11 protein-coding genes are annotated in these 14,520 nt (G+C 65.4%); 4 read left to right on the plus strand and 7 right to left on the minus strand.

Annotated elements, in window-relative coordinates; genetic code table 11:
- From ACK1U9_RS14790 to ptsP, 3 genes are all read right to left on the minus strand, one after another.
- Positions 1 to 1,697 (minus strand): PTS fructose-like transporter subunit IIB (locus ACK1U9_RS14790; RefSeq protein WP_449109980.1); only part of this gene is annotated, 1,697 nt, incomplete at its 3' end.
- Positions 1,694 to 2,641, minus strand: coding sequence for a 1-phosphofructokinase (pfkB, locus tag ACK1U9_RS14795; RefSeq protein ID WP_108480906.1), 948 nt, complete (start codon positions 2,639 to 2,641; stop codon positions 1,694 to 1,696). The genes pfkB and ACK1U9_RS14790, both read right to left, overlap by 4 nt.
- Positions 2,642 to 5,494, minus strand: coding sequence for a phosphoenolpyruvate--protein phosphotransferase (gene ptsP / locus ACK1U9_RS14800; protein WP_085600717.1), 2,853 nt, complete (start codon positions 5,492 to 5,494; stop codon positions 2,642 to 2,644).
- Between the two features lie 284 nt (positions 5,495 to 5,778).
- Here ptsP and cra point away from each other — a divergent pair, with 284 nt between their 5' ends.
- The gene (gene cra, locus ACK1U9_RS14805; protein WP_046616053.1) at positions 5,779 to 6,774 is read left to right on the plus strand and encodes a catabolite repressor/activator; all 996 of its coding nucleotides are present in this window, start codon (positions 5,779 to 5,781) and stop codon (positions 6,772 to 6,774) included.
- A gap of 2 nt (positions 6,775 to 6,776) precedes the next feature.
- A complete protein-coding gene (locus ACK1U9_RS14810; protein WP_108480905.1) occupies positions 6,777 to 7,553 on the plus strand; it encodes a TatD family hydrolase in 777 nt (258 codons plus the stop codon).
- Positions 7,554 to 7,592: 39 nt separating this feature from the next.
- On the opposite strand, the gene ampE is transcribed toward ACK1U9_RS14810, so the two are convergent.
- The 3 genes from ampE to ACK1U9_RS14825 all read right to left on the minus strand — a co-directional run bounded on the left by ampE (position 7,593) and on the right by ACK1U9_RS14825 (position 11,267).
- A complete protein-coding gene (gene ampE, locus ACK1U9_RS14815; RefSeq protein ID WP_025337724.1) occupies positions 7,593 to 8,423 on the minus strand; it encodes a regulatory signaling modulator protein AmpE in 831 nt (276 codons plus the stop codon).
- The gene (ampD, locus tag ACK1U9_RS14820; protein ID WP_108480904.1) at positions 8,420 to 8,992 is read right to left on the minus strand and encodes a 1,6-anhydro-N-acetylmuramyl-L-alanine amidase AmpD; all 573 of its coding nucleotides are present in this window, start codon (positions 8,990 to 8,992) and stop codon (positions 8,420 to 8,422) included. The genes ampE and ampD overlap by 4 nt, the downstream gene beginning before the upstream one ends.
- Positions 8,993 to 9,119: 127 nt before the next feature.
- Positions 9,120 to 11,267 carry a DUF1631 domain-containing protein gene (locus ACK1U9_RS14825; RefSeq protein ID WP_108480903.1) on the minus strand — a complete coding sequence of 716 codons (2,148 nt, stop codon included), beginning with the start codon at positions 11,265 to 11,267 and terminating at the stop codon, positions 9,120 to 9,122.
- A 242-nt stretch (positions 11,268 to 11,509) separates the two neighbouring features.
- Between ACK1U9_RS14825 and nadC the strand changes: the two genes are divergently transcribed.
- Entirely contained in the window at positions 11,510 to 12,358 is an 849-nt protein-coding gene (gene nadC / locus ACK1U9_RS14830; RefSeq protein ID WP_108480902.1) for a carboxylating nicotinate-nucleotide diphosphorylase, read from the plus strand.
- Between the two features lie 64 nt (positions 12,359 to 12,422).
- Here the strand turns inward: nadC and trxB are convergent, their stop codons facing one another.
- Complete coding sequence (gene trxB, locus ACK1U9_RS14835) at positions 12,423 to 13,385, minus strand: thioredoxin-disulfide reductase (RefSeq protein ID WP_108480901.1); 963 nt, start codon at positions 13,383 to 13,385, stop codon at positions 12,423 to 12,425.
- A 329-nt stretch (positions 13,386 to 13,714) separates the two neighbouring features.
- Here trxB and cysZ point away from each other — a divergent pair, with 329 nt between their 5' ends.
- The gene (cysZ, locus tag ACK1U9_RS14840; RefSeq protein WP_085600724.1) at positions 13,715 to 14,443 is read left to right on the plus strand and encodes a sulfate transporter CysZ; all 729 of its coding nucleotides are present in this window, start codon (positions 13,715 to 13,717) and stop codon (positions 14,441 to 14,443) included.
- The last annotated feature ends 77 nt before the right edge of the window (positions 14,444 to 14,520 follow it).

The following is a 14,520-nucleotide window of genomic DNA, read 5'->3' on the forward strand; positions in this document are numbered from 1 at the left end:
TTCTTGATCACCGCATACACCACCGCCGTCAGCAGGCTGCCCGCCACGATCGCCAACAAGTACAGCAGCGCATGGTTGATCGCATTGGGGATCAGCAGCACGAACAGGCCGCCATGCGGCGCCATCAGCTTGCAGCCGAAGTACATCGACAAAGCCCCGGTCAATGCCCCGCCGGCCACGCTGGCCGGGATCACCCGCAGCGGGTCCTTGGCGGCAAACGGGATAGCCCCTTCGGAGATGAAGCACAGCCCCAGCGCCAGGGCAGCCTTGCCCGCTTCACGCTCGCTCTGGGCGAACTTGCGTCGGGCCAGGAAGCTGGCGATACCCAGGCCAATTGGTGGCACCATGCCGGCGGCCATGGTCGCCGCCATCGGCGCATAGCTCGACGAGGCCAGCAGCCCCACCGAGAAGGCATAAGCCGCCTTGTTGATCGGTCCGCCCAGGTCGACGCACATCATGCCACCCAGCAACAAGCCCAGCAGGATGGCATTGGTGGTACCCATGCTGTCGAGAAAATGCGTGAGCCCTTCCAGCATCGCGGCCACCGGCTGGCCGACCACGTAGATCATCACCAGGCCGGTGAACAGGCTGGCCAGCAGCGGAATGATCAGGATCGGCTTGAGTGCCTCCAGGCTGCTGGGCAGGCGTGCCCAGCGGGCAATGGCCTTGGCGCTGTAGCCGGCGAGGAAGCCGGCGACGATACCACCGATGAAACCGGCACCCAGGGTGCTGGCCAGCAGGCCACCGATCATGCCGGGCGCCAGCCCCGGGCGGTCGGCAATGGACCAGGCGATATAGCCTGCCAGCAGCGGCACCATCAGCTTGAACGCAGCCTCACCGCCGATCTGCATCAACGCCGCCGGCAAGGTGCCCGGTTCTTTATAGGCCTCGATACCGAACACGAACGACAGGGCAATCAGCAGGCCGCCAGCCACCACCATCGGCAGCATGAACGACACGCCGGTGAGCAGGTGCTTGTATACCCCGGTCTTCTCGCCCTTCGCTGGCGTGCTCGCCGCTGCAGCATCGCTGCTGTTTTCCACCTTGGCTTCGGCCAAGGCCTTGTCCAAGGTGGCACGGGCCTGCTTTAGGGCGATACCGGTGCCACAACGGTAGATGCGCTTGCCGGCGAAACGCGCGGTGGGCACTTCGATGTCGGCGGCCAGCAGCACTACATCGGCTGCGGCGATGGCTTCGGCGGACAAGGGGTTGCGCGCACCGACCGAGCCCTGAGTCTCGACGGTGAGCTGGTAGCCGAGTTGCTGCGCAGCCTGCTGCAAGGCTTCCGCAGCCATGAATGTATGCGCAACGCCAGTCGGGCAGGCCGTGACGGCAACGATGCGTGCGCCAGCGCTGCCAGTTTCGGCCAGAAGGCCTGGCACCGTGGCCAGCAGACAGGCTTTGGAAGCTGCCTCATCGAGGAAGCCTTCGCGGTCGGCCAAAGCCTGGGACGGCGTGCTCTGGTACACACGCTTGCCGACGAAACGCTCAAGGTCCACCGGGCCTGTGCTGACTACCAGCACCCAGTCGGCCTCGGCGATCTGCGCGGCGCTCAGTTGCCGCTCGGGGTGGCCGGCATCCTGCACTTCGACGCTGGTGCTCCAGCCGCGCCGCTGTGCAGCGGCGGACAGCAAGCGCGCGCTCAGCACGCTCGACACCTGGCCGTTGGGGCAGGCAGTGACAATGGCAATGTTCATCGGCAACCCTCTTGTTGTTCTGTCAGTTGCACGGCGGCTTCAAGACGCGCCAGTTGCTCGCGGTCACGGATACCGAAACCAACCTGGGTAACAGCCTGTGCAGCGATCGCGGTGGCGCGGGTCAAGGTCTTTGCCGGAGCTTCGCCCTGCAGCAAGCCGTGGACCATGCCTGCCACCAGCGAATCACCTGCGCCCACCGTGCTGGCAACCTGCACCTTGGGCGGGCAAGCATGTACGACATGGCGATTGGTAAACCAGCTGACGCCCTGTTCACCCGCCGACACCACCACGTGTTCGACGCCACTGGCCAGCAGGCGCTCGGCAGCAGCGCGCTGCTGCGCCGGGTCATCCACAGCCAGGCCAAGCACCTCGCCCAGCTCTTCGGTATTGGGCTTGACCAGCCAGGGCGAGCTCTGCAGGCCGGCACGCAGGGCTTCGCCGCTGCTGTCCAGGGCCACCTTGAGGCCTTGCGCCTTGAGCTGTTCGAGCAACTGGCGGAACCACTCGGCACTGATCCCGCGCGGCAGGCTGCCAGCCACCACCACCGCGTCGTGGCCTGGGGCAATCTGCGTCAGGCGCCGCAGCAATGCACTACGTGCCGCTTCGTCGACTTCCGGGCCTTGGCCGTTGATGTCGGTGACACGGCCATCATCCTCGACCAGCTTGATGTTGCTGCGGGTTTCGCCCGGCACGCGGACAAAGCAGTCGACGAAGCCGCGCCAGTCGATCAGCGCCTCGAAGGGCTGCAGGTTGTCACGCCCGAGGAAGCCGCCAACGGTGACGCTGTGCCCCAGGTCGGCCAGTACCTGGGCAACGTTCAGCCCCTTGCCCGCGGCGTGGCTGTGCTGCTCATGGCTGCGGTTGACCTGCCCCGGGCGCAGGGTATCCAGGCCGATGGTGATATCCAGCGCCGGGTTCAGGGTGAGGGTGAGGATCTTGGCCATTCAGTAACGCTCCACCAGCGCGCGAACCGCTGCGGCGCTGTCCTGTTGCAGGGCCTCGCGCGCCAGGGCGCGGGCCGTCTGGTGATCGGCCTGGCGGACCAGGGCCTTGACTTCGGCAATGCTGCGCGCGGCGACGCTGAGTTCGTCCACGTCCAGGCCCAGCAGCACGGCCACTGCCTGCGGGTCGGCCGCCAGTTCGCCGCACACGCCCACCCACTTGCCATGGGCATGGGCGGCGCGCACGGTCATGTCGATCAGGCTGAGCACCGCCGGGTGCAGGCCGTCGGCCTGGGCCGAGAGGCTGGGGTGGCCACGGTCGATGGCCAGGGTGTACTGGGTCAGGTCGTTGGTGCCAATGCTGAAGAAGTCCACCTCGCGCGCCAGTTGGGGTGCCAGCAGCGCCGCCGAGGGCACTTCGACCATGATGCCCAGCTGCAGGTCGGCTACCGGGATCTCGGCACGCAGCCGCTCGACCATGGCGCGCGCCTCGCGCCATTCATGCACCTGCCCGACCATCGGGAACATGATGCGCAACGGGCGCTGGTCGGCCGCGCGCAACAAGGCGCGCAGCTGGTCCTCCATCACCTGCGGGCGCTGCAGGGTCAGGCGTACGCCGCGCACGCCGAGGAACGGGTTTTCCTCGGCGGCGATCGGCCAGTACGGCAGCGGCTTGTCCCCGCCAACATCAAGGGTGCGTACCACCAGCGGGCGCCCGTCGAGGCCATCGAGCACACGGCGATACTCGGCTTCCTGGGTCGCCACATCCGGGGCCTGGGTGTGAGCCATGAAAATCAGCTCGGTGCGCAGCAGGCCCACGCCTTCGGCGCCCTGCTCCACTACCTTGGCAATGCCGTTGCTCTCGCCAATGTTGGCAAACACCTCGACCGCGTGACCATCACGCGTGACCGCCGGCTCGAAGCGGTTGGCCCAGGCGGCCTGCAAGCGTTGCTCGCGCAGGTCTCGCTCGGCCAGGGCCCGTTGCAGTTCATCCGCTGGCGGCGCCACGCTGACCACGCCACGCTGGCCATCGAGCAGCAACGGCGTGCCACTGTCCAACAGCAGTATCGACGCCCCCGCGCCCACTACCGCCGGGATGCCCAGGGCACGGGCGACGATGGCGCTGTGGGCGGTGGCGCCACCCTGGGCGGTCACGATACCGGCTACGCGGCTCGGGTCCAGCCGGGCGACATCGGACGGGCCGACTTCGGTCATCACCAGCACGTAGGGTTGCTCGGGTTCAGCCTGGGCCTGCACACCACACAACTGCGCCAGCACACGGCGGCCGATGTCACGCAGGTCAGCAGCACGTTCGGCGAGCAAGGCATCGTGCAGCGACTCCTGCTGGCGCGCCGCCGCCTCGATCACCGCCATCCAGGCGGCTGCGGCGCTCTCGCCCTGGCCCAGGCGCTGCTCGACATCATCGGTCAGAGCCGGGTCGGCGAGCATTTCCTGATGGGTGACGAAGATTTCGCCAATGGCCTTGTCGCTGCGCTGGACCAAGGCCTGCAGCTCGCCATTGACAGTCGCCACGGCTTCACGCAGCTTCTGCCGCTCCAGGACGCAGGACTCGCCGCGCAGGGGGTAGTCGAACTCACGCTCGACGCACACATGCGCCGGGCCACTGGCAATACCGGGCGCCGCACCCACGCCGTGGATGCGGCTACCGGCTGCGGGCGCTTGCAGCACTTCGGCGGCTGCGCCTGCTACGGTCGCCGCGCTCTGTGGCAGTGGCTCCACCTCTTCGCCCAGGCCTTGCTCGATGGCGGCCAGCAGCACCGGCAAGGCATCGGCGGCGATGCCTGGCTCAGCCACCAGTTCCAGCGCCTGGCCACGCCGGGCACCGAGACTGAGCAGCTTGCTCAGGCTCTTCACCGACACCGCTGGCTGCGCGCTGTCGACCAGGCGTACACGTATTTCCCCCTCGAAACCTTTGGCCAGCTGCGCCAATACCTTTGCCGGCCGGGCGTGCAAACCATGCGGGTTGGCCAGCACCACGCGCGCGCTGGGCCAGTCCACCGGTGCCTCACCGCCCAGCACCTCCAGCACCGCGCGGCTGCTGGTGGCCTGGTAGAGCATCTGCCCGCGGCCTTCGATCAGCACTTCGCACAGGCGTTCGAGCAAGGCCTGGTGGGCTGCACCGAGGCTGGCCAGGCAGAACAGGCCGTTGAGCGGTTGGTCGCGGTAACGCAGCGGCTGCTGCGGGGTGATGAAGGCCAGGCCCGGCTGGCGCACCTGGCGCTCGCTGTGCAGCCACCACAGGCCCTCGCCCAACGGCAGCGGCTCGGCCTGCTGCAGCACGGCGGCAAAACCGCTGTCGACGCAGTCGGCGCGCTGCAACAGGCGGGCGCCGCGCCAGGCCAGTTCATCGAAGTCTTCGGCCGGCAGGTTCAGGCCGACCAGTTGTGCATCCAGCGCCAGTTCCTGTGGCGCGCCCTGCAACAGTTTCAGCAACGCCTCGGCGGAGCCGGCGCGGCGCAATGCTTCGGCCAGATCGGTCTCGCCCAGCGCGCGGGTCAGCAGTTGCAGCAGGCGCAGGTGTTCATCGGAACGGGCGGCAATGCCGATGGCAAGGTAGACCATCTGGCCATCGCCCCAGTCCACGCCCTCGGGAAACTGCAACAGGCGCACGCCGGTGGCGTAAACCAGGTCACGGGTTTGCGGCGTGCCATGGGGGATGGCGATGCCCTGCCCAAGGAAGGTGGAGCCTTGTGCCTCTCGGGCCTGCAGCCCTTGCAGGTATCCCTCGGCGACCAGGCCGTCAGCGACCAGCCGGTCGGCCAGCAGGCGCAATGCCTCGGCCTTGTCGGCGGCCTTCTGGCCCATGGCTATCTGCTCCTTGGCGAGCTCGAGCATGACCTTCTCCTTTTGCAGTTCCCGGTCGGGTACTGGAGTATTGTTGTGAAATTCACATGAACGGCCAGTTCAACAGCCTTGCACGGATGGCAGCCGAGGCAGAAAATTCGGCAGCTGAAACGATTAATCTGACCAGACGGCCACGTTACTCGATAATCTGCCGAGGAAAAAGCCCCATCCTGTCGGACAATTGCGACAATGGTCGTCTGCGCGTGGCGCCCTCGCCGGGTCAAAATACCCGGTCAGGGCTCACAGCCAGCCCCGGTAATAACAAGGAAAATTCGGTGAAACTCAGCGATATCGCCCGTCTGGCCGGTGTGTCCGTGACCACTGCCAGCTACGTCATCAATGGCAAGGCCGAACAGCAGCGCATCAGCAACAGCACTGTCGAGCGGGTACGCGCGGTGGTCGAGGCCCACGGCTTCACCCCCAACCCGCAGGCCGCTGGCCTCCGCAGCCGGCATACCCGCACCCTGGGCTTCATTCTCCCGGATCTGGAGAACCCCAGCTACGCCCGCATCGCCAAGCAACTCGAACAAGGTGCCCGCGCCCGCGGCTACCAGTTGCTGATCGCCAGCAGCGACGACCAGCCCGACAGCGAGCGCCAGTTGCAGCAGCTGTTCCGCGCCCGCCGTTGCGATGCACTGTTTGTCGCCAGCTGCCTGCCGCCAGAGGACGACAGCTACCGCGAACTGCAGGACAAAGGCCTGCCGGTGATCGCCATCGACCGCCGCCTGGACCCTGCGCACTTCTGCTCGGTGATCAGCGACGACCGCGATGCCAGCCGCCAGCTGGCCGCCAGCCTGCTCAACGCCGCCCCGCGCAGCATCGCACTGATCGGCGCACGCCCCGAGCTGTCGGTCAGCCAGGCACGTGCCGGCGGCTTCGACGAAGCACTGCAAGGCTATGCCGGCGAAGTTCGCCGCTATCAGGGCGAAGCGTTCAGCCGTGAGTGCGGCCAGCGCCTGATGCAGCAGTTGATCGACGACCTTGGCGGCCTGCCGGACGCCCTGGTGACTACCTCCTACGTGCTGTTGCAAGGGGTGTTCGACACCCTGCAAGCGCGCCCTGCCGACTCGCGCCAGCTGCAACTGGGTACCTTTGGCGACAACCAGCTGCTCGACTTCCTGCCGCTGCCAGTCAATGCCATGGCCCAGCAGCATGGCCTGATTGCCGCCACCGCCCTGGAACTGGCACTGGCCGCGATCGAGGACAAACGCTACGAACCTGGCGTGCATGCCGTCGGTCGAACGTTCAAGCAACGCATTACAGCGGCCTGAACATGCGCCTGATCGACACCCACACCCATCTGGACTTCCCCGATTTCGACGCCGACCGCCCGTGCTTGCTGGCCAACGCGATGTCGCGAGGGGTTGAGCGGATGGTGGTCCTGGGGGTGTACCAGGCGAATTTCCAGCGGGTGTGGGACCTGGCTTGTGCCGACCAGCACCTGTTCGCCGCGCTCGGTCTGCACCCCATCTACCTGGACCAGCATCGCCCGGAGCACCTGGTGCAGCTGCGCGAATGGCTGGAGCGCCTGCACGGCGACCCACGGCTATGTGCCGTAGGCGAGTTTGGCCTGGACTATTACCTCGAAGACCTGGACAAGGCCCGCCAGCAGGCGCTGTTCGAAGCGCAACTGCAGATGGCCTGCGACTTCGAACTGCCCGCCCTGCTCCACGTGCGCCGCAGCCATGCCCAGGTGATCGCCACGCTCAAGCGCTACAAGCCGGCGCGGGCGGGGGTGATACATGCGTTTGCCGGCAGTTACGAAGAGGCCCGCGAATACATCAAGCTGGGGTTCCGGCTTGGGCTTGGCGGTGCGGGTACCTGGCCGCAGGCCCTACGGCTGCGCAAGACCCTGGCGCGGTTGCCGCTGGACAGCGTGGTGCTGGAGACCGATGCGCCGGACATGGCGCCGGTCATGTACCCAGGGGTGAGGAACAGCCCGGAGCACCTGCCGGAAATTGCCGGGGCGCTGGCGCAGGTGATGGGTGTGGATGTCGCGGAGCTGGCTGAAGCCAGCACCCGCAATGCTTGCGAGTTGTTTGGCTGGTAACTGAAGTGCTGGCACCCGCGAAGAAGCCAGCGTGTCAGTTCAGACAAGCACCGTCCACAGCGCAAACCCGGCATACCAAAGCACCGCACAGCGCAGCAACAGCTCCCACAGGCTGTCCAGCCGCCCCAGCCCGCGCTGGCTGTCTTCTTCCTCGGGAATGTCATCGGCAATGCGCCCGACCCGGGCCACCAGGTGCGCTGCGCTGATGTGCCAGTTGAGCACCTCGTGCAGCATCACACGGGTGACCGCGAGGAAGTTGCCGACCAGGGCAAAGCTCAAGGCCAGCACCCGCACCGGCAACCAGTCCATGATATGCCTCAGCTGCTCGGCACGGGCCTTCAACGTCGGCTGCTTGCTGTGTTCGCCGCACAGCGCCAGCAGGCGATAGGCCAGGGCTGCCCCCGGACCCAGCACGAAGTACCAGAAGATCACCGCGAAAAAGCCCTGGTACACCTGCCACAGCAGGTTGCCCTGTACCCGCACCAACAGGCTGTGCGGTTCGTCGGCCGCCAGCCCAAGGTCGCGCTCGGCCACATGCAACGCGGCCTGGTCGTCACCGCGCCGCCAGGCATCGCGGAACGGCCCCAACGATGCCTTGGCATCGCCGCGGCCCAAGCTGTAGATCAGCACCAGCAGGTGCACCGGCAATGCCAGCAAGCCGTACGCCACCGGGTCCAGTACATGCAGCAGCAACACCAGCAGCGCTACCGGTGCCAGTACCAGGATGGCCAGCGTCCACCACGGGTGCACCTTGCCGCTGCGCTCCAGGCGCACCAGTTCGCCAAGGAAGAACCCATCGCGCTGCACCTGATGGCGCAGGGCCGAGAATTTCTCGACCCACAGCGCCAGCAACAACACCAGAAAACTCATGCCTTGTCCTCGTTTTGCTGCAGCGCCTGTCGGTAGCGCGGCCAGTCGAAAGCCGGGCCGGGGTCGGTCTTGCGCTGCGGGGCAATGTCGCTGTGACCCTGGATGCGGCCCAGGTCGATGGCCGGCCAGGCACCGCGGATGTGCCGGGTAAGTTGCTCCAGCACCGCGTACTGCGCATCGGTATAAGGCAGGTCGTCGGTGCCTTCCAGTTCGATGCCGATGGAGAAATCGTTACAGCCTTCACGCCCGTCGAAGCACGACACACCGGCATGCCAGGCGCGGTCGAGCAACGACACGAACTGGGTCACCGTACCGTCACGCTCGACGAACAGGTGCGCCGAGACGGTCAGGTGGCTGATGCTGGCGAAGTAAGGGTGTTCGTCGGGGTCCAGGCGGTTCTGGAAGAATTGCTGGACCTTGCCGGTACCGAAACAGGCAGGCGGCAGGCTGATGTTGTGGATCACCAGCAGGGAAATCGATTCGCCTTCGGGGCGGGGATTGAAGTTCGGCGAGGGGCAGTGGGTGATTCCGATTCCGTGGAACCAGCCAGTGGCACGGTCCAATTGCATGGGGCAGATCCTGAAAACGCCGTGAACAGGTCAACAGTATGCCCTGTGGCCAACGGCGTTTGCATGTGAATCATTGTAATGCTGAGGGAGCGGGCATGCTTGCAGCCCTAGCGCAGGGCCGTTGCTCCTAACGGCGCAAGCTGTCGAGCACCGCTTCCAGCGCCCGCTCGAACAGCAGCCCGTCATCCAGCACTCGCACGTCGCCTCGGTGCAGTGCCTGGGCCAGGCTGGCCCCGTTCCATTCACGCACTTTCATGCCGGTACGGTTGGCGAACACCAGCCGGTCGCTGCTGTCGATGCGAGCCACCAGCTTGCAGCGCAACGGTTCGTCCTCGTCCCGTACCTCGACCCAGGTACCGATACGCAGGCGCTGCACCTGGCGCAGCGCCACAGCCTGCCCGTCGGCAAACTGCAACGGAGCACAAGCGGGTTCTTCGGCAATCGCCAGGACGATGTCCTCGTCCACCAGCACCTCGTTCAGCGGCTGGCCCTCTCCACCGGGCTGCATCGCGGTACCCGCGCAGGCTCGCAGGTGCAACTGCTCCAGTTGCAGAAAGAACTCGCGGGTCTTTGCCGAGTCCAGGGCCACGCTGGCCAGGCCATCGCGCAGTGCCTTGAGCAGGTCCGGCACCTGCTGCAGCAAGGCATGCGGTTCATGCGGCGGGGTGATGCTGACCAGCAGCGTGTCCATCGTCTGCAAGGCGTCTCGCCAGGCCTGGGATGCCTCACCCTGCTTTAGCCAGGCCAGCAGCAGTACCTGGCTCCAGGCTTGCACCAGCATCTGTACCACCACCTGCGGTAATAACCGGCCGCGCAGCCGCTGATTGAGTGCATGCTGCACCTGCTGCCTGGCCTGCAGCGCGCGGGCACGCCCTTCTTCGGCGTCGCGGGTACGCTGTTCAAGCAGCTCGTTGCGCCGCCGCTCGTCCTGGTTGAAAGCGAGGAAGTCTTCGAGCAGTTCGGCGAACAGGCTGGCATCCTCGGCAAAATCATTGAGCAGGCGCTGGACGATACGCTCCACACGCAGGTGCAGGCTGTCGCGCATGCCGTCGCTGCCGCATTCCCAACCGATTGCCGCGCCAGCGATCTCGTTGAGCAGGCGGCGGGCCGGGTGGCTGGCCCGACTGAACAGCCCCTTGTCCAGCAGCGCCACTTTCAACAGCGGAATATGCAGGCGCCCGATCAGCGCACGCAGGCTGGCCGGCAGGTTGTCGTCGCTCTGGATGAAGGCGAACAGCAGGCCAACCAGGTTGATCATGTCCTCGTCGGCCACGTCGATGCGCCGCCGTGTGCCGCTGCGCACGCTCACCCGCAGCAGCAATTGTTCAAGCTGTTGGCCAAGCTCGAAATCATCGTCCTCGTGGGTAGCGGGCACATAGTGCTGCAAATGCGAAAGCAGCCGCAGCAGGTCGGCGGTGCTGATTGGCTGGGCGGCGGCCACCGCCTGCAAACGAGGCGCGAACTGCCCACGCGCCGGGGCCAGCAGAGTTTGCAACGAGGCAAAGAACGCCTGCCCTGCCGCGTCCGCACCCACCTCGCTCCCCAGGTTCGCCGGCCCGCGCCGTGCGTTCATGCGCCGGTCTTCGGCGCGCCGGCGCGGTGCCGGTGGCAACTCGGGCAGCACACCGGCGGCGGCCAGCAATTGGTTGGCTTCGCCATAGATCACATCAGCATCGCGCAACACATAGCGCTCGAACAGTTTGAGCAGGACCAGCTTGACCCGCAGGCCAACCCCCAGGTTACGGCCTGCGTCCAGGAAGTAGCCGCACAGCGCCGCGGGCCCCAGCGGGTTGTGCTGCTCGTGCAGGGGGCGGTCGAGCAGTAGCTGCAAGCGCAGGCCCAGTTGCTGCAAGGCAATGCCGTCACGTGACAGCACCCGCGCGACCATGCCTTCGATCGCGGCAGCCCTCTCTACCTGGGCCTTGCTGCGCAGGTTGCCCGGCTCGACCAGGCGCGCCAGCAGGTCGACCTGGCCGATACGGGCAAAGGCATCATAGAAGGTGTCGAGAAAACCGCGCTCGATGCTCTTGCGCTTCAGGCGCAGGTCACGCATGGCCTCGAAGTACAGGTTCTGGTCACTGCGGTCGAAGGCCTTGTCGGCCATCTCGAAGAGGGTGTCGTCGGCGTTGTCGAACAAGTCCTGCAGGCCCTGACGCAACTGCAAGGCGGCCTTGTCCCGCACTTGCAGGAGCAACACCGGAAGGCAAGGGAGAGGCGCACGCCCGCCTCGATCGATGGCTGCCGCCAAGGGCACCACCTTGCCTTCTTTTTGCATCCTGTACTCCTTGCAGGGTGTCTCGCCCAAAGGGGCTGAAGATCGTCAAAGTCATGACGCCAAATACTGGTCACCATTATCGGTAAAAACCCGCACAGCTGCCAGCGCCGTTTCACTGGCTGGCTAATGACCCTGATTTACCCCGCTTGCTCACACCGGCCGACCAAAGGTCATCGCCGAGGCGACTGTACACACCGGCCCCCTGCCCTATAATCGCCGGCATCTAGCTTGTGGAGCCGACCATGCCGAACCTACGCCTTGCCGACCTGACCGCTGAAATCGAAGCCAACGTGCGCCGCGCGCTGTTGGAGGACATCGGCAGTGGCGATATCACAGCACAGCTGATCCCGGCGGAGCGCCTGGCCAAGGCAACCATCATCACCCGCGAAGACTGCGTGATCGCAGGCACCGCCTGGGTCGACGCCGTGTTCCGCCAACTCGACCCACGCGTGGCGGTGCACTGGCAGGTGGCCGATGGCGAGCGCGCCACGGCCAACCAGCCGCTGTTCCATCTGGAAGGGCCCGCGCGTTCGCTGCTCAGTGGCGAGCGCAGTGCACTGAACTTCCTCCAGATGCTGTCGGGTGTCGCCACCCGTGCGCGCTTCCTGGCAGAGCTGGTGGAAGGCACCCAGGTGCGCTTGCTGGACACACGCAAGACCCTGCCGGGCCTGCGCCTGGCGCAAAAGTATGCCGTGACTTGCGGCGGTTGCGACAACCACCGCATCGGCCTGTACGACGCCTTCCTCATCAAGGAAAACCACATCGCCGCCAGTGGCGGAGTGGCCGCGGCCGTGGCTGCGGCGCACCGCATTGCGCCGGGCAAGCCGGTGGAAATCGAAGTGGAAAGCCTCGATGAACTGCGCCAGGCACTGGCCGCAGGTGCCGACATCATCATGCTCGACGAACTGAACCTGGAGGAGATGCGCGAAGCAGTGCGCATTACCGCGGGCAAGGCCAAACTGGAAGCCAGTGGCGGGGTCAACGAGACGACCTTGCGGGTGATTGCCGAGACTGGGGTGGATTACATCTCGATTGGCGCCATGACCAAGGATGTGAAGGCGGTGGACCTGTCGATGCGGTTGAGCCTGTGAGCTGATTGCAGGCATGAAAAAACCGGCCATTGAGCCGGTTTTTTTTGGGGGGGGCGCTCTCGGATCAGAACGAAGCGTTGGCCAGCCCATCCAGGTAACGCTCGACATCCAGCGCCGCCATGCAGCCGGCACCGGCCGAGGTAATGGCCTGGCGGTAAACGTGGTCAGCCACGTCACCGGCGGCGAACACGCCCTCGACGTTGGTGGCGGTGGCATTGCCTTCACGGCCGCCGTTGACCACCAGGTAGCCGTCCTTCAGGGTCAGCTGGCCTTCGAACAGCGAGGTGTTCGGGGTATGGCCAATGGCAATGAACACGCCGTCGACCATGATTTCGTCGCTGCTGCCGTCGTTGTTCTTCAAACGCGCACCGGTCACGCCCATGTTGTCACCCAGCACTTCGTCCAGGGTGGCGTTGAGTTTGAGCTCGATCTTGCCTTCGGCCACACGGGCGTGCAGCTTGTCGACCAGGATCTTCTCGGCGCGGAAGGTGTCGCGACGGTGTACCAGGGTCACTTTGCTGGCGATGTTGGCCAGGTACAACGCCTCTTCCACGGCAGTGTTGCCGCCACCAACCACGGCAACCGGCTTGTTGCGGTAGAAGAAGCCGTCGCAGGTGGCGCAGGCCGACACACCCTTGCCCATGAAGGTTTCTTCCGACGGCAGGCCCAGGTAACGAGCGCTGGCGCCAGTGGCGATGATCAGCGCGTCGCAGGTGTACTTGCCGCTGTCACCCTGCAGGGTGAAGGGCTTGTTGGCCAGGTCGACGGCGTTGATGTGGTCGAAGACGATTTCGGTTTCGAAACGCTCGGCGTGCTCCTGCATGCGCTGCATCAGAGCAGGACCGGTCAGGCCGTGGGGGTCGCCCGGCCAGTTGTCGACTTCGGTGGTGGTGGTCAGCTGGCCGCCGGCCTGCATGCCGGTGATCAGCAGCGGCTTGAGGTTGGCACGGGCGGCATACACCGCGGCGCTGTAACCGGCAGGGCCGGAACCGAGAATGATGACGCGCGAATGACGTACTTCAGACATGTCGAACTCCTGTCGAGCGGGCCGCTGGGCCGGCATCGGTGTGCCGGCTGCGCCAGCAGGAAAATTAAAAAGGACCCACGCAGCACTTGGGGAAGGCTACAACGCGCAGGCCCAGAAAGCGGAAAGTTGAGCGCACTGTAGCGAGGTCGCAAAGATTAAGGAAATATCCTTCGACAATCCACCTCATAGGCATCGTCTATTCAGCGATTTCATCGATAGCCAAGCCCTGCCGCTTTTGTTACAGCCGGTTTCCCGCCCGCTGCTCGCCTTCCGTCGGCGCGGCAAACTCGGTAAGGTCAGCGCGTTTTCCTTCTCTGCGGAGTATCTCGATGCAAGCCCCTGTCCTCTCTGGCCCCCAGTACCTGCGCGAAGGCCTGAAACTGGTGCTGAGCCCCAACCTGCGGTTGTTCGTGCTGCTGCCACTGGCCGTCAACCTGCTGCTGTTCGGCGGCCTGATCTACTTCGCCGGCCACCAGTTCAGCCTGTGGGTGGACGCCCTGATGCCGAGCTTGCCAAGCTGGCTTAGCTTTCTTACCTACATCCTCTGGCCGCTGTTCGTCGCCCTGGTGGTGTTGATGGTGTTCTTCACCTTCACCCTGGTGGCCAACATCATTGCCGCCCCTTTCAATGGCTTTCTGGCGGAAAAGGTCGAGGTGGTGGTGCGTGGCCAGGACAACTTCCCGGCGTTCAGCTGGGGCGAACTGGTGGCCATGGTGCCACGTACCTTTGGCCGTGAAATGCGCAAGCTGGGCTACTTCCTGCCGCGGGCCATCGGCCTGTTCATCCTGTCGCTGATCCCGGTGGTCAACGTGGTGGCAGCGCCGCTTTGGCTGATCTTCGGGGTGTGGATGATGGCTATCCAGTACATCGACTACCCGGCGGACAACAACAAGATGAGCTGGCAGGACATGCTGGCCTGGCTGCGCAGCAAGCGCTGGCAGTCGCTGGGCTTTGGCGGAATAACCTACCTGGCACTGATGATTCCGCTGGTCAACGTGCTGATGATGCCGGCGGCGGTGGCCGGGGCCACGTTGTTCTGGGTGCGGGAGCGCAACTGATCCCTCTCGGACCTTGCGCGGCCTCCTGTGGGAGCGGCCTTGTGTCGCGAAAGGGCCGCACAGCGGCCCCAGGATAT

The sequence above is a fragment of the Pseudomonas sp. XP1 genome, from assembly GCF_053557675.1.